The organism is Deefgea piscis (assembly GCF_013284055.1).
GTDB classification, from domain to species: domain Bacteria; phylum Pseudomonadota; class Gammaproteobacteria; order Burkholderiales; family Chitinibacteraceae; genus Deefgea; species Deefgea piscis.
Genome location: NZ_CP054143.1, coordinates 625063 through 650186, shown reverse-complemented (window position 1 = coordinate 650186; position 25124 = coordinate 625063). Strand labels below are relative to the sequence as shown.

The following is a 25124-nucleotide window of genomic DNA, read 5'->3' as shown; positions in this document are numbered from 1 at the left end:
TTGCTAGCAGGAAGATCCCAATGCGGTTAGTTAATGGCGTTTTGGCGGACAACTTGAATTTGCGCGATAGGGCGATTCAGTTTGGAGACGGCGTATTTCGCACACTGAAAGTGCGTGCGGGGCAGTTGGAGTTTTGGCCGCAGCAATACGCCAAATTAGTCCAAGACTGCGCACGCATTGGCATTACTGCGCCCAGCGAGGCAACGCTATTGGCCGATATCGCCCAACTTGCACCGTTTGATCACAGCTTAAAAATCATCATCACGCGTGGTGAATCAGCACGCGGTTATGCGCTGCCGGCTGATATCAAACCTAATCGAATTGTGCAATTGGCGGCATTGCCTGCGTATGCTGAGCGCTTATATCTTGCGGGCGCCAAACTGGTGTTGTGTGCGACTCGGGCCAGCTGGCAACCGGCGTTGGCGGGGATAAAACATCTGAATCGCTTAGAAAACGTCTTGGCACGGCAAGAATGGTCCGATCCGGCGGTGTTTGATGGGGTGATGCTCGATCGGGATGGCTGGGTGGTGGAAGGCGTGATGAGCAATTTATTTGCTTTGATCGATGGCGTATGGTGCACGCCCATATTAAATGAATCCGGTGTCTCTGGGGTATATCGCTCTATCCTGTTGAATGATATCGCTTGTGATGAAATACCCATAGTTGAATGCAAAATCAGCTTGGCTCAGCTGTATGCTGCTGAGGCCGTATTTATGTGCAATAGTTTGGCCGCTTGCGTGCCAGTACAACAAATGGGTGAGCAATCGTGGCCGCTTCTTTCTGGCGAGATCGCTGCGCGGCTGGGCCAACGAGCTACGTCGTCATTACTATTCATTGGAAATCAATCGGCATGATGAAGTTTGTTTTGTTCAGCAGCGTGTTATGGCTCGCTAGTTTGGTGCCAGCTCAAGAGTATTATCAAGGTGATCCAGATCAATTACGTGCGCTCGAGGCGCAGCGTTGCGCCAAAATTACGCAAGAGCAGCGACTGATTCAGCGCCGTTTGGGTGGGCCTAATCAGCCGTATGCGGTGCAAAGAATGAAAGACAAGCAACAAGTCTTACAAGCGGACTTTGCTAAATACTGTAGTAAATAATCCTTGCCGTAAGTCGGCGTAGCGTTGTTGTTCAGCGGCGTTTTTTGCTGAATGCCAAGCGCTGGTCTATAGCTGAAATAGACCTGCTTTTGGAGCATCGTAATGGATAGCAAACTGCAAGCTCAGTTGGCCGAATATCTTGGCGAGAATAACTTGCCGCACTTATTGATCGAGCAACATCCACGCATTATGGAAAAAAACACGCTGCTGTGGGGGAGCCCTGAGCTAGCGAATTTTTTAGATGAAATATTATTTGATTCTCGTGGTGATCGAGAAGGTTTTCCCCCCAATGTGGCGCATGAGCTGTTTGTGATTCAAGGTATTCATTCGCAAGCGATGGGGCTGGATAATCAAACGGCGATTTGGGGTTATGACGCATCGTTCAGAACCGAAGACAGTTTTCGCAAATAAGTCTTTACGCCGCACTGTGATTCACTTAATCGCGCCCAATTGGGCGCTATTTTTTTACTTTGCTGATGCGCTGGTAAGACAGTAGCTGGCGTTCGTGTTATCAAGTGCGAATGAAATTCAACCGTGAACGAGAACCAGCATGTCTTTACTTTCTGTGTTGTTAGCGCAGTCGATTGTGCAAAGAACCATGTCGATTTTGCCGCAAAACATCAATGTGATGGATGAGCAGGGCATTATTTTGGGCAGTGGTGACCCAAAGCGTTTAGGCGAGCGACATGAAGGCGCGGTGTTGGCGATTAGTCAGGAGCGAACGGTTGAAATTGACGAGCTGGCGGTGAATCGACTGCAGGGCGTGCGCCCGGGGGTGAATCTGCCGCTGCATCACGATGGTAAAGTGATTGGTGCGATTGGCATTACCGGTCAGCCCGATGAGGTGCGTCAATTTGGTGAGTTGGTGCGAATGACGGCAGAAATGATGCTCGATCAACGACAATTACTGCAAACCATTGAGCGTGATAGCCGTATGAGTGAAGAGCTGGTATTGCAGCTGATTGAGCGCACTAGCGCACCGGATGAGCCATTGCAGCAATGGGCGGCACGGCTGGATGTCGACTTACTTAAACCACGGGTAGCACTGGTGATACAAACCAGTGGCATGGCATTAAATGAAGAGTCGGGGCTAGAAGCATTACAAATTTTGCAGCGGCGTTTGAGCCAAGATCGGCGCGGGCAGTTAACGGCGCGGCGCTCATTAAATGAATTTGTCGTGCTCTACCCCGCACTGGATCGGCGCGGCCAGTGGGATGCCAGCGCTTTAAGTTTGGAATTAAACCGTTGGTTAGAAGATATCCAGCGCGATGGTGTGGCGCAGATTCATGCTGCGCTTGGGCATTATTTTAGTCAGGACGGCAGCATTGCTTTGTCGTATCAAACCGCGCGGGCCACTTTATTGCAGCCGCAAGCTAAGCGCCCTTTACTACAGGCGTTTGAACAACGCCGCTTGCCGGTTTTATTGTCGCCTTTGGCCAGTGGCTGGCAAGCTGAATTATTTCGCCTGCCAGTGAGCCGCTTGGCAGAGCATGATAAAGATCACTTGCTCTATCACACCTTGCTGCGCTGGTTTGAGCACGATTTGCATTACGCGAAAACCGCTGCTGCTTTACATATTCACCGCAATACTCTGGATTATCGCTTGCAAAAAATTGCTGAAATAACGCAGTTAAATTTGGATAAATTAGAAGAGCGAATGCAGCTATATATCGCCGTGCAACTGGATCAGTTACCGCATTAAATCATTTTAAGCGCCTTGTTGATGCCATGACCTCATGTTGCGGCGAAAGTGACGGTTGCTGCAAATAGCCATCAAAAACAACTGGGTTTACGTAAAAATTGTTAAAACGCCTAAAAATTAACCATAAATTGATTTTATGTTAGGGCGATTTCACAATGACTTCAGCTTTAAATCGGCAGAAAATGTAGTCCTTACTGAAGCGCTACATCCGGTTTAAAGGAGTCTTGTTATGGAATTAGTCAGCACACTGGGCGCGATTGTCGCCTTGGCCGTGGCCATTGGCCTGATCCTAAAGAAAGTTTCGCCGACTTACGGCATGGTCGCCGGGGCTTTAATTGGCGGTTTGGTTGGCGGTGCTGATTTGGTGTACACCGTCGAATTGATGATGGGCGGCGCTAAAAATATTATTCCGGCGGTATTACGGATTTTGGCCGCTGGGGTGCTGGCTGGCGTGCTGATCGAATCGGGTGGCGCTGCGCGCATTGCCGATACCATCGTCGGTAAATTGGGTGAAGTGCGCGCTTTATTGGCGTTGGCAGTCGCGACCATGATTCTGACTTCGGTTGGGGTGTTTGTGGATGTGGCGGTGATTACCGTGGCACCGATTGCCTTATTGATTGCAGAGCGGGCCAATATTTCGCGTTTTGCGGTGCTGCTAGCGATGATTGGTGGCGGTAAGGCCGGCAATGTGATGTCGCCCAATCCCAATACCATTGCCGCAGCCGATGCGTTTCACCAATCGCTCACCTCGGTCATGATGGGTGGGGTGATTCCAGGCTTGGTGGGTTTATTCGTTGCCTATCTATTGGCGCGTCGTTTAAGCAATTTTGGCTCGGCGGTCCACGCCAGCGAAGTGCACGACAAAGATCACAACAAAGTGCTGCCAAGTTTTGGCGCCGCCATCGTGGCACCGAGTGTGGCCATTGGTTTGCTGGCACTACGTCCTTTATTTGATATCAAAGTTGATCCATTGATTGCGCTGCCAGTCGGCGGGATTGCCGGTACTTTGGCCATGGGCAAAATTCGCCAATTAAATCACTACAGCACTGCCGGTTTGCAAAGAATGTTGCCGGTGGCGGTGATGCTGCTCGGTACCGGGACTTTGGCCGGGATTGTCGCTAATTCGGAACTCAATAATGTGTTGATTGATGGCATTGCCAACCTAGGTTTACCGGCTTATGTGTTGGCGCCAGTGGCAGGTATTTTGATGTCGATGGCCACTGCGTCGACCACGGCAGGTACGGCGGTGGCTTCGCAAGTCTTTGCTGCAACGCTGACTACTTTAGGCGTAGCGCCTTTGGGTTCTGCGGTGATGATTCACTCAGGGGCGACGGTCTTGGATAGCTTGCCACACGGTAGTTTCTTCCATGCAACGGCCGGTGCGGTTGGTATGCAAATGAAAGAGCGTCTAAAAATGATTCCTTATGAAGCCGCCATTGGTATGGGTATTACCGTCACTGCGACATTGATTTATGGGGTATTTAATCTAGGTTAATGCTGCATAAGCCTTGCATGGTTATACCCATTGTATTTAGACGCTATTCAGATTAGGTGTTGATGGTTTTAAGTGCCTGTGGCACGGCTGTTTACAGTCGCAGTCCGCGACGGGGACCCCATTTTCTTTGTCTCGCCAAAGAAAATGGGGGAAAAGAAAGGCGCCCCGAGCGCGCATCGGTCCCCGATGCCCTCGATCGATCGTGAGCCAAACGATAAAGCTGTTTGTCTCTGACTCACTCGGTGCGCTTGGACGGGTTTTTAAGCCCCAGCCCGACGAGCGTGGCACAGCACCAACATCAAATCTGAACAGTATTTATTGAGACTAAGTTGAAGTAACAGATACGGCGTCGGGTACGACGCTGTGGAGAAATTGAAATGCGTAAAATTGTCATTGCCCCTGATTCATTTAAAGAAACGTTAAGTGCCCAAGCTGTGGCGCACATTATTGCCCAAGCTTTTCGTTCGCAATTGCCCGATGTTGAATTGGTAGAAATTCCGGTTGCCGACGGCGGCGAGGGCACATTGGACGCGCTGATTGATTCATCTAACGGCAGCCGTCATCAATGCACGGTGCACGGTCCTTTGGGTGAGCCGGTGAATGCCACTTGGGGTTTGATGGGCGACGGCATTACCGCTGTGATTGAAATGGCCGCCGCCAGTGGTTTGGCCTTAGTCCCCGCCGCGCAACGTAATCCTTTAATCACATCCAGTAAGGGAACAGGACAACTCATTCGTGCCGCATTAGATGCTGGCGCTCGGCGCTTTATTTTGGCCATTGGTGGCTCGGCGACCAATGACGGCGGTGCCGGCATGATGCGCGCTTTGGGGGTGCAGTTTTTAAATGAACAAGGCCAAGCCCTACCAGCGGGTGGCGCCAGTTTGGCGCATTTGGCCAATATTGATTTAAGTTTGCTCGATCCGCGTTTGGCTGAATGTCAGTTTGAAGTCGCGTGCGATGTGGATAATCCATTGACTGGAGAGAATGGCGCATCCAGTATTTTTGGCCCGCAAAAAGGCGCAACCCCAGAGATGGTGCAAACTTTGGATGCGGCATTGGCGCGGTTTGCACAGGTGATTCGTGAGCAAGTCGGCCGTGATGTTGAGATGATTGCCGGGGCCGGTGCCGCTGGTGGTATGGGCGCAGCCGCGTTGGCGTTTTTCAATAGCCAATTGCGACGTGGGATTGATATTGTGCTCGACGCCGCTAAATTGGCCGATCAGTTGCAAGACGCTGATTTAGTGATTACGGGCGAAGGCCGTTTGGATGGGCAAACCATTTTTGGTAAAACGCCAATTGGCGTGGCGCAACTGGCCAAGCAATTTAATCTGCCGGTCATTGCTATTGGCGGTTGCTTGCGTGAAGACGTAGATATTGTGCATGAATATGGCATTGATGCCGTGTTTGATTGCGTACATAAAGCCATGCCGCTAGAAGAAGCCCTCGCAGGCGCGAGCGACAATTTGTATCGGGTGGCGCGCAATGTGGCGGCGATTGTCGCGATGCAACGCCGATTGGTTTAATTCACCGCGCCACGTATTAGCGAGTGCTGCTTGCAAAAAATACCGCCAAATTTGGCGGTATTTTTTTGGCCTGCGCCGCGACTTTGGTAGGTTTTAATGGGCTTTGTTGTTGCAGTGCATCATAAATTTGTTCTAATGTTACTTTTGATGTTATTTTTTTGAAATTTTGGCGCAATATATTGAGGGGTAAAATCGCCACTGCGATCAGTGTGATGATGGATTCAACTAGACGGAAAACCAGATGAAGACGATAGAAAACCCGACTCCTATTTTGGCTGGCTATAAGGCGCTGGTGGTAGGAGTCGCTAACGAAGACTCGATTGCTTATGGTTGCGCGCAGGCTTTTCGCGCCGTTGGCGCTGATGTGGCGATTACTTATTTGAATGAAAAAGCCAAGCCGCATGTTGAGCCACTGGCGCAAGCCCTTGGCGCTGCGATTTTTGCACCATTGGATGTGTCTAAACCCGGTGAATTAGAAGCGTTGTTTGCGCAGATCGAACAAGAATGGGGCAAGATCGATATCTTGGTGCATTCGATTGCGTCGGCCAAAAAAGAAGATATCAAAGGCGGTTTGCTCGATTGCTCGGCCGATGGCTTTGCATTGGCAATGGATATTTCGGTGCATTCTTTGATTCGCATGGCCAAATTGGCGGCGCCTTTAATGACCGATGGCGGCACGATATTTGCCATGACCTACCACGGCGCATGCAAAGTTGTGCCCAACTATAACGTGATGGGCCCAGTAAAAGCCGCACTTGAGGCGTCATGCCGCTATCTGGCGTATGAATTGGGCCCCAAAGGAATTCGCGTGCATTCGATCTCACCGGGGCCACTAAAAACCCGTGCGGCTTCTGGACTAAAAGACTTTGATTTACTGCTCAATGAGGCGGCAGAGCGCGCGCCAGTGGGTGAGTTAGTTGACATTATGGATGTCGGTTATACCTGCGCTTATCTGGCAACACCCTATGCCCGTCGCCTGACTGGCGAAACGATTTATGTCGATGGTGGCGTCAATATCATGGCTTGAGTCGGGCTCGCCCAGTTCAATGCATCGTGATCGGTCGAAAATTCAATCATTGTGGAGTAGTGAGATGTCGAAAGTGGCTAGTCAGAGTTCCCGTCGTCGTGCGACCAGCAGCGTGACCCAGCCTGCTGCGCCCGAGCCGCAGTTGCCATGCGCGCAAAATCCTTGGTTTGAATATTGGCTGGATGCGATGCAGCGAACGGTGTTGTTTGCTGATTTACTGCGCCAGCGTCGTGAACAAAACGAAGCGCAAAAAGCCAAGGCCGTGCCGCATGTGCTGAGTTTTGACGCTGAATTAGTGTTGGATGCGCGCACTTTTGCCACGGCGGTGAATTATTTATTGGTGCGGGTTAAGCCCACTGCGGCGCAGGTCATCGACCCCAAAAAACGCCCCTTTGTGGTGGTCGATCCTCGGGCGGGGCATGGCCCGGGCATTGGTGGTTTTAAAGCTGATAGTGAAATTGGCGTGGCCATGGCGGCAGGGCATCCTTGTTATTTTGTTGGCTTTACGCCCGACCCGATGCCCGGCCAAACGATAGAAGACATCATGCATGCCGAGGCGAAATTTCTTGAAAAAGTCATTGAGCTGCATCCGGATGCCGAAGGCAAGCCGTGCATTATTGGCAATTGCCAAGCGGGCTGGGCAGTGATGATGCTGGCGGCGACGCGACCTGAATTATGTGGCCCGGTGATTGTGCCCGGTGCGCCATTGTCGTACTGGGCCGGCGTTGAGGGTGAAAACCCAATGCGCTATACCGGCGGTTTAAGCGGCGGCAGTTGGATTACCGCACTCACCAGTGATTTGGGGGGGGGATTTTTGATGGCGGTAACTTGGTGAAGAATTTTGAAAACCTCAATCCGGCCAATACCTTGTGGGGCAAAAATTATGATATTTGGTCCAATATCGATCATGGTGGTGCGCGCTTTTTAGAGTTTGAAAAATGGTGGGGCGGGCATGTCAATTTAAATGGCGAAGAAATTCAATGGATTGTTGATCAACTGTTTATTGGCAATCGTCTCTCAAGCGGGCAGATTGTGACGCAAGCTGGCGAGCAAATTGATTTACGCAATATTCATTCGCCGATCATTTGTTTTTGCTCGAAAGGCGACAACATTACTCCGCCACAGCAGGCGTTGGGCTGGATTAATGATGTGTATGCCAGTGATGACGAGCTTCGCTTATGTGGGCAAACCATTGTGTATGCGGTGCACGACCATGTGGGGCATTTAGGTATTTTTGTTTCAGGCAGCGTGGCGAAAAAAGAGCATCAAGAGTTTGCCAGCAATATCGATCTGATTGATGTTTTGCCGCCGGGTTTGTATGAAGCGGTACTCACGCCCAAAACCGCCGAGGTGGTCAACCCAGAATGGGTTGAAGGCGACTGGATTGTACGTTTTGAGCCGCGCACTTTGGCCGATATTCGCCAGATTGTTCAGCCTAATTTAGATGACGCATTGCGCTTTGCCACGGTGGCACGAGTATCAGAAATCAATTTAGAGGGGTATCGACGTTGGGTTCAGCCTTGGATTAAGTTGGCGGTTAATACCCCATTAAATCAATACTTAAAATCATGTTCTGCGGCGCTGGCGCCGGCTTCAGTTTTTTCGAATCAAAATCCAATGCTGTCGCTGTTGCCGCAATGCGCGGAGTGGGTTCGCCAGCATCGCCAGCCGGTGGCTGCGGATAATCCATTTTTAAAATGGCAAAATCTGTTTTCAGAACAGCTGATGAGCGCGCTCAATGCTTACCGAGATCAGCGCGATCGCGCGATGGAGCAGTTGTTTATCTCGATTTATGGCTCGCCGATTTTGCAGCAGATGCTCGGCATCACCGAGGCATCTTGTCCTGCGATCTCCGCGATTTCGCCAGAGCGCCAAGCTTTTATCCAGCAGCGCATCGCTCACTTTAACGCCAATATGGCCGAAGGCGGTTTGCGTGAAGCCGTGATGCGCGCCTTGCTGTATATCGGCATGGCCGGTGACGGCGTGGATGAGCGGGCTTTTAATGCTTTGCGCTTAATTCGTTCGCAAAATGAGGCGCTGCCATTGAGTGAGTTCAAGCAAAAGCTGCGTGAACAGTATTTTTCATTGCGCCTAGATCAAGATCGCGCTTTGGCGACGATGGTCGATATGTTGCCTGCGGATTTAGCCAAAAGGCAGGCGGCATTGGATGTGATTCGGCGCATTGTACAGGCCGCAGGTGAGATGAGCGCGGCGGCAACGGCGCGCTTACATGAGATTGAAGCTTTGTTTGTGGTAGAAAAAAAACCAGTTCATTCATTGCAATAAGCGATTGCTTCTTGCAAGCGGTTTTGGCCTAGCTTTAGGCCAAAATCCGCAGCAAGGCAGCGGGTAAACCCAATATCAATCGACCCTAGAGGCAACAATATGGCGCATGAAAAATATCAAAACTTGATCGCGCGCAGTCAAGCGCTGAGCCCTGTGGCCACGGCGGTGGTGCATCCTTGCGATGAAAGCTCGCTGCGCGGCGCGGTTGAGGCGGCTGAAGCCGGGATTTTGCTGCCGATTTTAGTTGGCCCACGGGGCAAGATTGAGGCGGTGGCCGCGGAGTTTAAATTAGATATCTCGGGTTTTACGCTGGTTGACGTTGCGCATAGCCAAGCCGCAGCCGAAACGGCTGTTCAATTGGTGCATCAAGGTAAGGCCAGAATGCTGATGAAAGGCAGCTTGCATACCGATGAATTGATGGCGGCAGTGGTGCGTACCGCGACGGGTTTGCGCACCGCAAGGCGAATTAGCCATGCATTTATTATGGATGTGCCGAGTTTGGATCACGCCATCATCATTACCGATGCCGCGATTAATATTTTGCCGACGCTTAAAGACAAAGTGCACATTGTACAAAACGCCATCGATTTGGCGCATGCCTTGGGATTTGGTACCCCAAAAGTGGCGATTTTATCGGCAATGGAAACCGTTAACCCTGATATTCCGTCAACGGTTGAAGCTGCGGCGCTGTGCAAAATGGCCGACCGCCAGCAAATTACCGGTGGGATTTTAGATGGGCCATTAGCGCTCGACAATGCCATCAATCTACAGGCAGCACAAATCAAAAAGATCGACTCTCCAGTCGCCGGTATGGCCGATATTTTGGTGGCGCCAGATTTGGAGTCGGGCAATATGCTGGCCAAAAGCTTGACCTTTATGGCGGGGGCGGATGCCGCTGGCATTGTGCTTGGCGCGCGCGTGCCGATTATTTTGACCAGCCGAGCCGATTCTTTATTGACGCGCTTGGCGTCTTGCGCGGTGGCCGCTTTGGTAGCCGAATCGCAGCGGCTCAGTTTAAAGCAAACGCTGGCCGAGTCGCCGCGAGTCAATGTAAAGCAAACGGTGGCGGTATGAGCGAGGCCATTTTAGTTTTGAATGCAGGCTCTTCCAGCCTTAAATTTTCGCTATTTTTGCAGCAAGAAGAGGCGCTCAATGTTGGTTTAACCGGCCAACTTGAGGGGCTGTATACTGCGCCGCGATTTAAAGTGAAAGATGCCTTAGGGGCGTTGATTGCTGAAAAGCAATGGCTTGAAGGGGAGTCACTTGGCCATGAAGGCGCGATCGCCTATTTGGCGGATTTTTTGCGTGAGCAATTGGGGCCGCATCATTTAGTGGCGGTTGGGCATCGGGTGGTGCATGGTGGCATGCGCTATACCGCGCCCGTGGCGCTTAATGCGGCGATTGTGCAAGATTTAGGCGGCCTCACGGCGTTGGCACCATTGCATCAGCCGCATAATCTCAAGCCGATTTCGATCTTGTTGGCGCAGCATGCCGATTTACTACAAGTGGCTTGTTTTGATACGGCATTCCATTGCACGCAAGCGGCGGTAGAACAAAGCTTTGCGTTGCCGCAGCAAATCACTGAATTGGGGGTGCGGCGCTATGGTTTTCATGGTTTGTCTTATGAATATATTACGAGCGTGTTGCCACAATACGCTGCGCAGGCGCGCCGCGTGGTGGTGCTGCATTTAGGCAATGGCGCTAGTCTGTGTGCGATTCAAGATGGAAAAAGTGTCGCCAGTTCTATGGGTTTTACCGCCGTTGATGGCCTGCCCATGGGAACGCGCTGCGGTAATTTAGACCCCGGTGTGGTGCTCTATCTGATTGATGAATTAAAAATGGACGTGCGCGCCATCGAAAAACTGCTGTATCAACAGTCCGGTTTGTTGGGGGTTTCTGGCATATCGAGTGATATGCGCACCTTGCTCGATTCCGATGATCCTCAGGCCAAGTTTGCGGTGGATTTATTTGTGTATCGGATTGCGCGCGAATTGGGCGCGCTGGCGGCAACCATGGGCGGTGTCGATGCCTTGGTCTTTACCGCCGGCATTGGCGAGCATGCCCCGCTGATACGGCAGCGTGTTTGCCAAGCGGCGGCGTGGCTGGGGCTGGATTTGGATGAGGCCGCCAATCAAGCTGGTGCTGCCCGCATTAGCCGCGCAGATAGTGCAGTGAGTGCATGGTTGATTCCAACGCATGAAGAATGGATGATTGCCCAACACACTCGGCAGATTTTACACCGCACTCGCGCTCATGCCGCGTCGGTGCTGACGCACTGAGTTTATTCGTGATTACGGCGCAGTAGTTTGCTCAATTGCGGGTCAATGATTTGCCATTGATTCGCTAATTGGGCAATCACTCGATTTCTTTGCATTTTTTTAAAGCTGCTTTGAATTTGCGAGGCGCTAATGGCTGTGCTTCCGGTTTGTTCCGCGAGCCAAAGCCGGTATTTCAGCTCATAAAATTGCTGCCGACCTTCGGCAATCCCCAGCAATAACAATCGATCTAAACGCGCCAAATCTTCCCAACCCAGTGCCGCAATACTCACTTGCTGTTGCCGCTGCAATTGTCGCTCTAACACTTCCGGTAGTGATTTCACCGGATCGAGCACCAATTCTTCAATCATGGCGCGCATTGCTGCGGGTGAGCGCTGGAGTTTTTCAAAGGCAGGCATGATGCTGGCGCGATCAATTTGCCCCCAAGTAATCCCCGCATAGTTGTCGCTCATGGCGCTGGATTTGCCGATGTTTTGCGTGAGTTGCTTATACAAATTGAGTAAGTGATCTAGATAGCCAGCGCCCATCTCGGGGAGAGTGAGGCAGGCACTATGCTGGGCCAGCAAGCTTGGATACGCGGCGTGGTGTCGTTGCTGGCAGGCGAAAATGATTTTAATGAACTGACCATGCGGCGGCATGGCGTGGAAGATTTCTTCCAGCAAGACCATGCCGCGCTCTTTTTGCAGCAGCAAATCCGCGTCATCAATTAATAGTGCCACTGGTTTTTTCTGGCTATGCAGCTGAGCCAATAAAGCGGCAATTGGGCTGGCACTTTCTTTGGCTGGGTTTTTACGCAATAGGCTTTGTAATTGATGGCTAAGCCAATGCTCATTCATCGCAAAATCGGTCAGTGTTTCGCGTAGGCGCAGCTCAAGAAACTTGCTGGGGACTTGAGCACAAGAAAAATACTGAGTGCGCCAACCTTGTTTTTCTAGCCATGGCACGAGGTCATGCTGCAAAAAATGGCTCTTGCCGCCAGCACGCGGTGCCAGCAAGGTGATGCAGTCAGCCAACTCGTTTTCCCAAAGTTGAAATAGCATTGCAGCCAGCGATTGGCGCGGATAGTGCCATGGGTTTGGATTAGAAATTTTTATGCTCCAATGAATAATTATGCATTAAAGAAATAAATCAATTATGTACGCATAAAAATTTTATGTATTGGTATTAAGTCAATGTTAATACAGTTAATTTTTATTTATGGTATTGATTTTATGCATCGACATTGCGCGCTATGCCCTTGGTTTAAAAATATTAATTATGGGTATTTTGTTGGTTTTATTCATTTTCATTGGGCGTAGCATGAAGTCATTGAATTTTGCTGAATGACTTAACCGAGGAATGCCAGATGTTGAATGAAATTTTAACCCCCGATAGCATCGTATTTAAAACCTCATGCCCAGATTGGCAAACAGCAGTTCGTGAATCATGCGCCCCTTTATTAGCACGAGGAACAATTGAGCCAGCCTATATCGATGCCATTATTGCGAATGTCATTGAATTGGGCCCTTATATTGTGATTGCCCCTGATGTGGCAATTCCACATGCCCGCCCAGAAGCCGGTGCATTAGCGATGGGGATGTCTTTATTAAAACTCACTGAACCGGTGGCCTTTGGTAGCGAGCCCGATGAGCAAGCCAGAATGCTATTTGCATTTTCGGCCATTGATAGCCGCAGCCATCAGCGCGCTTTAAAACAACTCGCCGATTTAATTATGGATGAAGAAAAATTTGCGGCTTTAGCCGCGGCCGATTCAGTAGATGCCGTATTGGCATTAATTAATAGCGTTTCAAATTAAGGAGTATCACCATGAAAATTATGATCGTTTGTGGCAATGGTTTGGGTAGCAGCATGATGCTGGAAATGACGGTGAATTCAGTGCTTAAAGAAATGGGCGTGAATGCTGAAGTGGGTCATACCGATTTATTTTCGGCCAAAGGTGAAGTGGCTGATTTATTTGTCGGTTCACACGAAATCATGAGCCAGCTCGATGATGGTAGCCGCCAATTAGCCGGGGTGCGCAATATTATGGATAAAGCCGAAGTGCGCGCCGCGCTTGAATTAAAACTCAATCAATAAATCTAGGCCAAGCTGATGATTAAATTTCTACTCGATGTTTTATCTGACCCCGCGATTTTGATTGGTATTTTTGCCTTGTCGGGCTTATTGCTGCAAAAAGCCAAAATCTCCGACGTGATTGGCGGAACGATTAAAACCATTCTGGGTTTTGTGATTTTAGGTGCCGGTGCGCAAATCTTAATTGGTTCGCTCGATGTGTTTCGCCAAGTCTTTGATCACGCCTATGGATTAAAGGGCACGATTCCGAATAATGAAGGCATTACCGCGCTGGCATTAAAAGAAGTTGGCTCGCAAACCGCCTATGTGATGATTTTGGGGATGGTGTTTAATTTGTTGTTGGCGCGCTTTACGCCACTCAAATACATCTTTTTAACCGGTCATCACACCTTATTTATGGCGTGTTTGATTGTGGCGGTGCTCAGCACTGGCGGTTATAGCAGCTGGAGTGTGGTGTTATTTGGGGGTGCATATTGGGCTGCTTGATGGTGGTGATGCCGGCCTTGCTGCAACCTTTAACGCGCAAAGTCACTGGCAGTGACAACTTTGCCTTGGGTCATTTTGGTTCATTTGGTTATTTGGCGGCCGGTTGGATCGGTCAGCTAGTGGGCAAAAATGGTCGCTCGACTGAAGACATTAAAGTCCCTGATTCACTGCGGTTTTTGCGTGATACCTCGATTTCAATGGCCTTAACTATGGCGGTGTTATTCTTTGTTGTTTCAATGGCCGCTGGTAGTGATTACATCGAGCAAAATTTATCTGGTGGCGTGAACTTCATCGTATATGGCTTTAAGCAAGCACTGACGTTCTCTGCAGGCGTATACATCATCTTAGCGGGGGTGCGTTTATTGATCTCGGAAATCGTACCGGCCTTTAAAGGCATCTCGGATAAATTAATTCCGAATGCCAAACCGGCGCTCGATTGCCCAGCGATCTTTCCATTTGCCCCTAATGCGGTGGTGATTGGTTTCTTGTTTAGCTTTATCGGCGGCTTGTTGGCGATGTTTATTACGCCAGCTATCGGTTTGGCGGTGATTGTTCCAGGCTTGATCCCGCACTTTTTTACCGGTGCTACGGCAGGCGTTTATGGCAATGCCACCGGTGGACTACGTGGCGCAATCGTTGGCTCATTTGTGAATGGTTTGTTGATTAGCTTCTTGCCGGCCTTGTTATTGGGCAGCTTAGGTGCATTAGGCTTTGCCGGTACCACTTTTGGCGATACTGATTTTGGTGTTGTGGGTTTATTGCTGACTGGTTTTATGTTTATCAGCAATTAAGCAACGCTTGAGCATGAAAAAAGCCCTGATGATTGCATCAGGGCTTTTTGTATTGGGCTTGGAGGAGAGAGGGGGATTCGAACCCCCGATAGTATCGCTACTACGCCTGATTTCGAGTCAGGTACATTCAACCACTCTGCCACCTCTCCAGCAAGAGGGCGAATTTTACGCGCGCAAACTTAATTTGCCAAGTCGCTTGCTTGGCCGCTATCTCTGTGGCGTGAGCGAAATTGAGTTGCTGGTTAATTTGCTTTAAGGCTGATCGGTTGAGTGATTGTCAGCATTGTGTAAGTTTGTCTATGTGGTTTTTGTGTGGTTTGTGCCATTATTTGTAAGGTAGCTGCATTTTCTTGGTGAGCAGCGGCGAAGAAATATTTTTATTTTCTGAATAAAATTCAGAGGTGTTTTTTTGTGCAACGCTTGAATTGACGCTGCTTGGCGGCGTTTTTTTGGGCGCGGGCTTGCAGGTACATTTCACAGATGTGCTTGAATAATTTGTTGTTTTTCAAATATCTTGGCACAATGCGTCCAACTTAACGATCAACAGGCTAGGCATGAAGAGATTCTTAACTGCGCTCTCAGCGTGTTTACTTTTGGGCTGTGGCAACCTTTCGTCAACAGCACAACGTGTATTACCATGGGCGGAGTCAAAAGAATTGACCGTGCTGGTACAAAATGGACCAACCACTTTATACGTGGATGCCGAAGGGCGTTATGCGGGGATTGAATACGATTTAGTCACCCGTTTTGCCGAGGCGCATGGTTTAAAAGTTCGCTTTATTATGGCCGCGACGTATGGCGAAGTGGTGCAGCGTTTAAAGCGTAAAGAAGCGCATATGGCCGTCGGTGTGCATCGTGATATCGATGGTGAGGGCTTGGTGTTTGGTCCGGGCTATCAAACGGTGAAACCGGTTCTGGTTTATCCCGCAGTGCGCAATGAAAGCAATGTTTTGCGTCAGATCGAACAAGGTCAAGGCACGCTCAGTACCTTGCCGCAATACACCGCTTCACTGCAGCAACATAAAATTAAGTTTCCAAATTTACTCTGGAACACCGTTGATCAAGTCGATAACGAAGATTTGATTGAATTGGTGGCGTCCGGCAAACTCGATTACGCCGTCGTGGATTCGCATGCGGCCGATATTGCCCAAAATTATTATCCCAATGTGGCGATCTCCAAGTCTTTTGGCGACAGTGCTCAGCAATTATCGTGGGCCATGATGGAAGGCGACAGCCAACTGCCGACCATGGTGTCAGCGTTTTTCCGCCAAGCGATGGCCGATGGCTCATTAGGCCGGTTGCAAGACCGTTACTACGGCCACATCAACCGAGTCGATCCAGTCGATGCGCTGACTTATCTGAGTCGTATCAAATCGACGTTGCCACAATTTAAAGCGACCTTCTTAAAAGCGGAAGCTGAAACCGGCATTGATTGGCGCTTATTGGCCGCTTTAGCCTACCAAGAATCGCATTGGGACAACGCCTCCGTTTCACCGACTGGCGTGCGCGGCATTATGATGCTGACCAACGATACTGCGTCTTTACTTGGCGTAAATCGTCTTGACCCACAAGAAAGCATCTTGGGCGGCGCGCGTTATGTGCAACTGATGCGTAAAGGCATTCCTGAGCGTGTGCCAGAGCCGGATCGCACTTGGCAAGCTTTGGCCGCGTATAATATTGGCTTGGGCCATGTTGAGGATGCGCGCACCTTGGCGCAGCGTTTAGATAAAAATCCAGATAGCTGGACTGATCTAAAAGGCGTTTTACCTTTGCTGCGTAAAGCCGAGCATTTTAGTACCTTAAAATACGGTTATGCGCGCGGCGGTGCACCGGTGATTTATGTTGAAAGACTGAAAACCTATTACGATATTTTGGTGCGTTTTGAGCAGCCGAGCAAAATCACTGCGCCAGAATTCTCGACTACGGTGATGGTCGACAATCCGGGTAATCTGACCTTAGACATCAATAGCAAGCTCAGTCAGGCTAAACCGCGCCAAGTTGCCGCCTTGTAATTTGTTGCTGTTTGCCGCATTAATTTCCAAAAAATTCAGCCCGCCGTATAGCTTTTGAAAGATGGCTTTGGGGCTGTATTGCTGCGCATTTCCGGTACAATAGTATCTTTGCTTTTCGCCGGATCTGCGCCCATGAAAGTTCGCACTCGTTTTGCCCCTTCTCCAACTGGCCTCTTACACATTGGCGGTGTTCGCACTGCGCTGTTTTCTTGGGCTTTTGCCAAAAAACACGGTGGCCAATTTGTTTTGCGGATTGAAGACACCGATCTAGAGCGCTCAACGCCAGAATCGGTTGCCGCCATTATGGATGGCATGCATTGGGTGGGTTTGGACTACGACGAAGGCCCGTTTTACCAAATGCAAAGAATGGATCGCTACAAAACCGTGATCCAGCATTTACTCGATTCAGGCCATGCTTATTACTGCTATTGCAGTAAAGAAGAGCTCGAAGCGCAACGTGCAGAAGCCGAAAGCCGGGGTGAAAAACCACGTTACAACCGTGCTTGGCGACCAGAAACTGGCAAAACCTTGCCAGCGATTCCGAGCGATATCACCCCAGTCGTGCGTTTTAAAACCCCAATGGGCGGCTCGGTGGTGTGGTACGACCAAGTGAAAGGTCGCATCGAAATCAGCCATGATGAACTGGATGATTTGATCTTGGCGCGCCCGGATGGCACGCCAACGTATAACTTCTGCGTGGTGGTTGACGATTGGGATATGCAAATTACCCACGTTATTCGCGGTGACGACCATGTGAACAACACCCCACGGCAAATTGTGATTTACCAAGCGCTAGATGCAACGGTACCTTTGTTTGCCCATTTACCAATGATTCATAACGATCAAGGCGTTAAATTGTCGAAGCGCCGCGATGCGGTGTCGGTGGTTGATTACGATAAGCAAGGTATTTTGCCTGAAGCGCTGCTCAATTATTTGGCACGCTTGGGTTGGGGCCATGGCGACGATGAGATTTTCTCGTTAACGCAATTTATTGAATGGTTCGATTTAAAAGACGTCAGCGGCAGCCCAAGCCGGATGGACCGCGATAAATTGCTGTGGACCAATGCCCAATACATCAAAGCGGCCGATCCAGCGCAACTCGCGGCGCGCGTTGCTGGCTTTTTGGCCGATAAAGGTGTGTCAACGGAAGGCGGCCCAGCGCTCGCTGACGTGTGCGCCTTGCTGAAAGATCGTTGCCAAACCTTAGTTGAAATGGCCGATCAAGCTGAATATTTCTATCGTGCTTTAACGCCAACACAAGAAATCGCCGATAAACATCTGACGCCGACCGATGAAGAACGCTTGAAGCTATTTGCTGAGGCAGCGGCATCGTTGGCAACATGGGACGCGGCAAGTTTGGGCGCGTTGATTAAAGAGTTTGTGAAGCAACAAGGCGTAAAAATGCCGCAAGTAGGCATGCCAATTCGCGCCAAAGTCTGCGGCATCACCAATACGCCATCGGTGGACGCGGTATTAGCGCTGCTTGGCCGTGAGGAAGTGCTGCGCCGTTTAGTGGCTTAAACTTGCAATGATTTGCTAACTGAGTGTCAAAAGGCCAAGCCCATCTTGGCCTTTTTTTTTGCAGATTAAACAATCGCCATGGGCCGATTGCCAAAGGATATTTTGATGTCTAGTGCTGTTTCGCCGATTCCATTACAGGAACAAATCGGCCAATTGCTGATGGTGGGTTTTGATGGTTTGGTGGTGAATCAAGAGATTGAAAGTCTGATTCGCCAGCAGCGCATTGGCGGCGTGATTTTGTTTCGCCGCAATATTGAATCGCCGGCACAAGTCGCTGCGCTATGTCGTCGACTGCAAGAGATTAACGCCGAAGTCTCGGCAATTCCGCTGTTGATTGGGATTGACCAAGAGGGCGGCATGGTGATGCGGATTGAAAATGGCGTTACGCCGCTGCCATCTGCTATGGCGTACCCGATTGGTGGTAGCGCTGCCGATTGCGCCGCCTTGCATCAGATTGGCGCCGATGAATTGCGGCAGATGGGCATCAATATTAATTTTGCCCCTGATTTGGATATTAATAATAACCGCCAAAATCCAGTGATTGGCGTGCGCTCGTTTGGTGAAAACGTGGCCACAGTCAATGAATATGGTTTGGCGGCGATGCGCGGCATTCAGGCTGCGGGCGTTGCGGCAACGGCCAAGCATTTCCCGGGGCACGGCGATACCGCTGCCGATTCGCATTACGGCTTGCCGTTGGTCGCGCAGGATCAAGCGCGTTTGTTTGAGGTTGAGCTCGCGCCATTTCGCGCGGCGATTGCCGCTGGCGTCGATGCGATTATGACCGCGCACGTGGTTTTCCCTGCGTTTGAACCCGATCCCAATACACCAGCAACCTTGTCGCACGCGGTGTTGACGGGTTTGCTGCGCGATGAAATGGGCTTTGACGGTGTGGTATTTACCGATTGCCTTGAAATGGGCGCGATTGCCGCCGGTGTTGGCACGGTGGCGGGCGCAGTGCAGGCGATTCATGCAGGCGCTGATATTGTGCTGGTGTCGCATACCGTGGCTTGGCAGCGTGCAACGGTGCAAGCCTTGCAAGCCGATGTGCAAAACGGCAGTCTTTCAGTGAAAAGACTTGAGCAATCATTGGCGCGAATTGCGCGGCTTAAGCAGACTGCAGCAGTACAACAGTGGCAAAGCGCGTCGATTCATTCGCTGCGTAGTGCTCAATCGCTTGAGCTGGCGGCGAAGATTCAGCAGCAGGCCGTGTTGGGTGAGGGGCGAGCGTTGGATGCCGCGAAATCGACATTATTGATTACCGTTGAGATTCAAACTCGCACCGAAATCGACGAAGTCGCTTTGGGGCAATCCCAAGCGGCACGCGGCACTTTGCTACCGTTGTTATTGGCAGCAGGGATGGCAGTAAAGGAAGTCATTATTTCGCCGCAAGCTACGCAGGCAGAGCAAGCTGCAGTGTTGGCCATGCTGGCCGATGCTGAGCAAGTGGTGTTGCAAACATATAATGCGTGCTTATCAATCGGGCAGCGCGATTTAGTCGCGAGTTTGCCAGCAGAAAAGCTGTGGTTGATTGCCGGTCGTTTGCCGTATGACATGGACTTAGCACCCGCAGCGGCTGCGACGTATGCCGCATTTGGTAATCGCCCAGCCGCTCTGGCGGCAATAGCCAAACGCTTGATATAAGTGTGGTGTTGAATCTGTAATATTCTAGGTATTGCCTTCTAGGGCTTTAAAGTAGTGTGCTGCACCACAATACCCATTGCGGTGCAGCCGCTATGTCTATCCATCATAGATGGACTGTTTTCTCAAGCTATGCCGCTTTGCTATTGCCCATCAGGCGTTTGCTTACTTTTCATTGGTTATTTCTTTCTGTTTTCCTGTTTTATTTGTAATCTTAAATCGGAAATATCTGCAAGCTTTCTTACCAATCTCTGCGTGTATGTACTAGATTGTAAAAGTGAAAGCGCCGCCGCTCTGTATGCAAATGGCATTGCTTTCTCAGCGCAATTAGCAATTGATTGTCTATTTATTTCCCCAATCGCCACATCTTCGTGCAGGACGAGTGTTAGCTGCACGACGACTAGGCTCCCGCTAGCCACGAATGGCACTGGGTTGGGGCAGGCCATTAGGAGACTTCCATGCTCGTCGATCCAGCCATCATTCCCGCCAATGAAACCCAGCGTATTGCAGCACTGCGTCGCTACGATATTCTGGATACGCCGCCCGATGGCACGTTTGATAGTGTGACTAAATTGGCGGCCAAACTATTTGGCGTGCCGATTGCGATTGTGAGCTTGGTTGATACGGATCGGATTTGGTTTAAATCGCACTATGGTGTTGATGTACCGCAAATCGATCGCGACCCTGGTCTATGCGCTTCTGGGATTCTGGGCGACACGCCTTATGTTTTGACGAATGCAATCAAAGATCCCCGCTCGTTGAGTAACCCGCTGGTGGCGGGGGAGTTTGGCCTGCGTTTTTACGTCGGCGTACCGTTAAAAACGCACGACAATTACAACCTTGGCATGTTGTGCTGTTTGGGCACTCAGCCGCGCGAAGTCACCGAAGCTGAATTAGAAGATTTGGCTTGTCTGGGGCAATTGGTGATGGACCAAATGGAAATCCGTCTTGGTGCTCGGCGTATTGATGATTTGAACCATCAGATTCTGCTGGCGCAGGAGCGCACCAAGTTGGCCGTCCGTGCTGGTAATGTCGGTGTATGGGGGCTGGAGCTAGCGAGCCAGCGTTTTGATTGGGATGAGCAGATGCACAATCTGTATGAACAGCGCCCCAATCGTTTTGCTTATTCCCCAGCCGAATGGCTGGAGCTCATCGTGCCGCAGGATAGAGCGCGGGTGCAAAGCGCTTGGGAAGCAACGGTGAACGAAGGTACGCCATTTGAGCAGGAATTTCGCGTGTCGACCATTAGCGGCTCACCTCGTTATTTAAAAGGATTAGCGCAGGCTTTTAAAGATCAAGCGGGTTGTGTTACGCGGATCTTAGGCACTAACTGGGATGTGACGGCCGAGCGCCTGGCCTCTGAAACTTTGCGTCAAGCAAAAGAAGCCGCCGAAGCCGCCGAGCGTGCCAAAAGTAGTTTTTTGGCCAATATGAGCCACGAATTACGCACGCCGCTCAATGCCGTAATCGGTTTTGCCGAGGTCATGAAGCACGACCATAGCCTATCCAAAGTCAACAAGGAATACGTCAACATCATCAACCACAGTGGTAGTCATCTGCTGTCGCTGATCAATGAAGTGCTGGACATGGCCAAGGTTGAGTCGGGCCGGATGGAACTGCTGGAAAACGATCTCAACCTGCCGATCTTTTTAAAAACCGTGTCGTCAATGATTGGCATGCGCGCCGAAAAGAAAGACCTGCAATTTATCAAAGAATTTGCCAGCGACTTACCTGATTTTATCCGAACCGACGAACTTAAATTCCGTCAGATTTTGCTAAATCTACTGAGTAATGCCATTAAATTTACGACGCAGGGCGAAGTGCGGCTGCTCGCCGGCTTTACTGCCGGGGCAACGCCCGATTTTGGCAGCGTATTTGTAGAAGTGAGCGATACGGGCCCTGGCATGAGCGCTGAAGAGATGGACAAATTATTCACTCCGTTTCAGCAAGGTCAGGCAGGACGACAGTCGCAAGAAGGCACGGGTTTGGGGCTGGTGCTGAGCCAAAAATTTGTGGAGCTGATGGGAGGAACGATGACTGTGCGCTCGACCCCCGGCGCGGGCAGCTCTTTCGGTTTTAATATTCAAGTGCAGGTTGTTCAGTCAGAGGCCATGCAGGAAAGTCTGCGCGAAGTGATCGGGCTAGCACCTGATCAGCCGCGCGTTAAAGTATTGATCGTTGACGATGTATTTTTGATTCGCTCGGTGATTGAAAACCTGCTCGGCGCCATCGGTTTTGATGTACGCAGCGCTGATTGCGGTCAGGAAGCCATTGCGTTATTTAGTAGTTTTCAGCCCGATTTTATCTGGACCGATCTCGTGATGCCCGGCATGAATGGTGATGAAGCCACCCGCGCAATTCGGCAGCTTCCAGGCGGCGACAAAGTAAAAATTGTCTGCATGACCGCCAGCGTGCTGGCCGAAGAGCGTGCCAATATTCTGGATAGTGGCGTGGACGATGTGCTGTTTAAACCAATACGCGAATCGCTGCTGCTGTCGACAATGCAGCGCTTATTGGGTATCAAATACATCTACAGTGATGAAATTCTCAGCGATGGCGATACGATGTCCGACGAAGAGTTGCTCGACAGTGCCAATCTGTCCTATATGGAAATACCGTGGCGTAAAGCCTTTCACGCTGCCACCCTGAGCGGCGAGACTGATCAGGTGCAAACGATGATTCAGACCTTGGCAGCGACCGATCAGGATTTGGCGATGGCCTTGCAAACGCAGCTTGACGAGCTGAATCTGGAACGGCTTGAGTTGTTTGCTCGGCTACAACTCAAACCGCTGGTTGTGGAATGAACGATCAAACCTTGGTTAGCGATTGGGGTAATGAGTCTTTAATTGATGTGCAGATTCTGGCCGTCGACGATAACCCCAATAACTTGAAATTGCTGCGCTCTATTCTGTCAGAAAAAGGCGTGCGTTTCCGGCTGGCTAACAATGGTGAAATGGCTTTGAAATCGGTGCAGGTCAGCCTGCCAGATTTAATTTTGCTCGACATCAATATGCCGGGAATGGATGGTTACGAAACTTGCCAGCAGCTCAAAAAAGATCCCGTGACGCACGATATTCCGGTCATTTTTCTGAGTTCGATTTCGGAAGGCGCAGACATCGTTAAAGCCTACCAGAGTGGCGGGGTTGATTTTGTTAGCAAGCCGTTTCTGGCCGAAGTGCTGTTGGCGCGTGTCACCACCCACATCAAGCTGTCACGAGTGCGTCGGGCATTGCTCAATGAAAACACTGAGCGCAAACGTGCCGAGGCGGCTGCTGATGAAGCCAATCGGATGAAAAGTAATTTTTTGGCCAATATGAGCCACGAAATTCGTACGCCGATGAACGCGATTATTGGTCTCACCTTTTTGGCGCTACGCACCGAGCTTGATGCGCAGCAGCAGGATTATCTGCATAAAATCCAAAGCTCAAGCCACCATTTATTAGGGCTGTTAAATGATATTTTGGATTTTTCCAAGATTGAGGCGGGGCATTTAGCGATTGAGTCGATCCATTTTGAGCTTGGCAAGTTGCTGGACGATATGCTGGTGGTGACCCGAGATAAAGCCAAGGAGAAAGGCTTGGCGATCAGCTGTGAACTCTCTCCCGAGCTACCGCAATCACTGATTGGTGATCCATTACGTCTAGCGCAAATTTTAATCAATTACGTCAATAATGCGATCAAATTCACCCATGCCGGATCGGTCTCTGTGAAAGTGAAACTTCTGGAACGCAAGGAAAGTACCGCCAAACTGTACTTTGAAGTTCAGGATACCGGTATTGGATTGAGCGCCGAACAGATAGGACGGCTGTTTTGCAGCTTTAGTCAGGCCGATGCATCGACTACACGTAAATACGGCGGAACCGGTCTGGGTTTGGCGATTTCAAAAAGTTTGGCTGAACTCATGGGCGGAAGCGTCGGAGTGGAAAGTACAGAAGGGAAGGGCTCTTGCTTCTGGTTTACTGCGAGCATAGGTATTGCCATGCAGCAGTCTGAATTAAATGCCTGTAGAGTTATACCTAGTGCAAATCGATATAGCAATATTCTTGCCGAACTCAGCCGCCATAAAGGCACCCGCTTGTTGTTGGTGGAAGATAACGAACTGAATCAGATGGTTGCCACTGAGTTATTGCGCACTGCAGGTTTTGTCATTGACGTTGCTGAGCATGGTGGCATTGCGATTGAGAAATTGCAGGCTTGCGCGCCAGAATCCCCGTATGCCTTGATTTTGATGGACATGCAAATGCCGGTTATGGATGGCATCGAAACCACACAACATATTCGACAAAATTCAAACTGGTGCCATATTCCGATTGTGGCGATGACCGCCAATACGATGCAAGGTGATAGTGAGCGATGCTTGGCGGCTGGTATGGTCGATTTTGTCGGTAAACCAATCGAACCGGAGACATTGTGGTCAACGCTGCTGCGCTGGCTACCCGAAAAGGGACCCGAGCAATTATTTAGTGCTCCGTTCGCCGCGCTAACTCAGGATTCTATGCTAGATCTGGCGCTGCCCGCACGAATAGAAGGATTGAACATCAAGTCGGGTTTGCGCAGAGTGAACCAAAATACGCAGCTGTATCGCACTCTGCTTAAAACCTTCATTCAATCGCAGGCCGATATTCCTGATTTAATTCGTTCGGCGCTGGATCTGGGGGACGTCAAATCGGCCGAGCGTATGGCGCACACACTGAAAGGTGCTGCCGCCAATATTAGTGCGGAAGGGGTTCAGGCCATTGCAGAACAGCTAGAAATGGCGATTCGCTTAACGCTGCCCCGAGCGCGAATCGACGAAGAAATTACTGCGACCGCAGTGGTACTGAAATCCTTGTTGTTGCAACTGCAGCAGCTCGTTGGCGCAGATAGCCCCACTGCAGCGAGTCATTTTGTCGCGCTGCCTGCTGAGGAAATGTTGTTGGTTTACCAAAATTTGCTGGAATTACTGCAAACCTACGATGCCAGCGCCACCGATTACATTTTGACGTTTGACGCCGCGCTGCGTAGCGGCTTGGGTGCAAACTTTACCGTCATTCAGCATGCAATTGAGAACAGCGATTTTGCCAAAGCATTAACTTTACTGGAAGATATTCTCGCCACTGAATCGTCGTGATGGTTCATTGCTAAAGGTGCTGCATTTGCAGCGTTGAATTGGACATAAAAACGCCCCAAAAAGATGGACGGGTGTCCAATTTTTGGGG

At 50.3% G+C, this 25124-nt stretch carries 17 protein-coding genes, 1 tRNA gene and 2 pseudogenes; 18 read left to right on the top strand and 2 right to left on the bottom strand.

Annotated features, from left to right (window positions below; genetic code table 11):
- Positions 1–20 precede the first annotated feature (20 nt).
- The 10 genes and pseudogenes from pabC to HQN60_RS03035 all read left to right on the top strand — a co-directional run bounded on the left by pabC (position 21) and on the right by HQN60_RS03035 (position 11408).
- Positions 21–854, top strand: a complete 834-nt coding sequence (pabC, locus tag HQN60_RS03080; protein ID WP_173532298.1) for an aminodeoxychorismate lyase — start codon at positions 21–23, stop codon at positions 852–854.
- A complete protein-coding gene (locus HQN60_RS03075) occupies positions 851–1096 on the top strand; it encodes a hypothetical protein (RefSeq protein WP_173532297.1) in 246 nt (81 codons plus the stop codon). The genes pabC and HQN60_RS03075 overlap by 4 nt, the downstream gene beginning before the upstream one ends.
- A 102-nt stretch (positions 1097–1198) precedes the next feature.
- On the top strand, positions 1199–1507 hold the full coding sequence (locus HQN60_RS03070) for a hypothetical protein (RefSeq protein WP_173532296.1): 309 nt from the start codon (positions 1199–1201) through the stop codon (positions 1505–1507).
- A gap of 139 nt (positions 1508–1646) precedes the next feature.
- On the top strand, positions 1647–2798 hold the full coding sequence (locus HQN60_RS03065; RefSeq protein ID WP_173532295.1) for a sugar diacid recognition domain-containing protein: 1152 nt from the start codon (positions 1647–1649) through the stop codon (positions 2796–2798).
- Between the two features lie 229 nt (positions 2799–3027).
- The gene (locus HQN60_RS03060; protein ID WP_173532294.1) at positions 3028–4293 is read left to right on the top strand and encodes a GntP family permease; all 1266 of its coding nucleotides are present in this window, start codon (positions 3028–3030) and stop codon (positions 4291–4293) included.
- 377 nt (positions 4294–4670) lie between these two features.
- Entirely contained in the window at positions 4671–5816 is a 1146-nt protein-coding gene (locus HQN60_RS03055; RefSeq protein ID WP_173532293.1) for a glycerate kinase, read from the top strand.
- 241 nt (positions 5817–6057) lie between these two features.
- The gene (fabI, locus tag HQN60_RS03050) at positions 6058–6843 is read left to right on the top strand and encodes an enoyl-ACP reductase FabI (protein ID WP_173532292.1); all 786 of its coding nucleotides are present in this window, start codon (positions 6058–6060) and stop codon (positions 6841–6843) included.
- A pseudogene (locus HQN60_RS16430) lies at positions 6812–9129 on the top strand (DUF3141 domain-containing protein). Before fabI ends, HQN60_RS16430 begins: the two are co-directional and overlap by 32 nt.
- A gap of 99 nt (positions 9130–9228) precedes the next feature.
- On the top strand, positions 9229–10203 hold the full coding sequence (locus HQN60_RS03040; RefSeq protein ID WP_173532291.1) for a phosphate acetyltransferase: 975 nt from the start codon (positions 9229–9231) through the stop codon (positions 10201–10203).
- Complete coding sequence (locus HQN60_RS03035; RefSeq protein ID WP_173532290.1) at positions 10200–11408, top strand: acetate/propionate family kinase; 1209 nt, start codon at positions 10200–10202, stop codon at positions 11406–11408. The genes HQN60_RS03040 and HQN60_RS03035 overlap by 4 nt, the downstream gene beginning before the upstream one ends.
- Before the next feature lie 2 nt (positions 11409–11410).
- Here HQN60_RS03035 and HQN60_RS03030 read toward each other — a convergent pair whose 3' ends face one another.
- On the bottom strand, positions 11411–12445 hold the full coding sequence (locus HQN60_RS03030; protein WP_173532289.1) for a hypothetical protein: 1035 nt from the start codon (positions 12443–12445) through the stop codon (positions 11411–11413).
- 305 nt (positions 12446–12750) lie between these two features.
- Between HQN60_RS03030 and HQN60_RS03025 the strand changes: the two genes are divergently transcribed.
- The 3 genes and pseudogenes from HQN60_RS03025 (at position 12751) to ulaA (ending at position 14755) form a co-directional block, all read left to right on the top strand.
- The gene (locus tag HQN60_RS03025) at positions 12751–13200 is read left to right on the top strand and encodes a PTS sugar transporter subunit IIA (protein WP_173532288.1); all 450 of its coding nucleotides are present in this window, start codon (positions 12751–12753) and stop codon (positions 13198–13200) included.
- Positions 13201–13211: 11 nt separating this feature from the next.
- The gene (locus HQN60_RS03020; RefSeq protein ID WP_173532287.1) at positions 13212–13481 is read left to right on the top strand and encodes a PTS sugar transporter subunit IIB; all 270 of its coding nucleotides are present in this window, start codon (positions 13212–13214) and stop codon (positions 13479–13481) included.
- A gap of 15 nt (positions 13482–13496) precedes the next feature.
- Positions 13497–14755 (top strand): annotated as a pseudogene (ulaA, locus tag HQN60_RS16425) (PTS ascorbate transporter subunit IIC).
- Positions 14756–14814: 59 nt separating this feature from the next.
- On the opposite strand, the gene HQN60_RS03010 reads toward ulaA, so the two are convergent.
- Positions 14815–14904: transfer RNA gene (locus tag HQN60_RS03010), tRNA-Ser, on the bottom strand.
- 405 nt (positions 14905–15309) lie between these two features.
- On the opposite strand from HQN60_RS03010, the gene mltF reads away from it, so the two are divergent.
- From mltF to HQN60_RS02985, 5 genes are all read left to right on the top strand, one after another.
- Positions 15310–16767, top strand: coding sequence for a membrane-bound lytic murein transglycosylase MltF (gene mltF / locus HQN60_RS03005; protein ID WP_173532286.1), 1458 nt, complete (start codon positions 15310–15312; stop codon positions 16765–16767).
- A 132-nt stretch (positions 16768–16899) separates the two neighbouring features.
- Positions 16900–18288 (top strand): glutamate--tRNA ligase, encoded by a 1389-nt coding sequence (gene gltX / locus HQN60_RS03000; RefSeq protein WP_173532285.1) that lies wholly within the window; start codon positions 16900–16902, stop codon positions 18286–18288.
- A 105-nt stretch (positions 18289–18393) separates the two neighbouring features.
- Positions 18394–19929 (top strand): beta-N-acetylhexosaminidase, encoded by a 1536-nt coding sequence (gene nagZ / locus HQN60_RS02995; protein WP_173532284.1) that lies wholly within the window; start codon positions 18394–18396, stop codon positions 19927–19929.
- 455 nt (positions 19930–20384) lie between these two features.
- Entirely contained in the window at positions 20385–22730 is a 2346-nt protein-coding gene (locus HQN60_RS02990) for an ATP-binding protein (protein ID WP_173532283.1), read from the top strand.
- A complete protein-coding gene (locus HQN60_RS02985) occupies positions 22727–25036 on the top strand; it encodes a response regulator (protein WP_173532282.1) in 2310 nt (769 codons plus the stop codon). Before HQN60_RS02990 ends, HQN60_RS02985 begins: the two co-directional genes overlap by 4 nt.
- Positions 25037–25124: the final 88 nt, after the last annotated feature.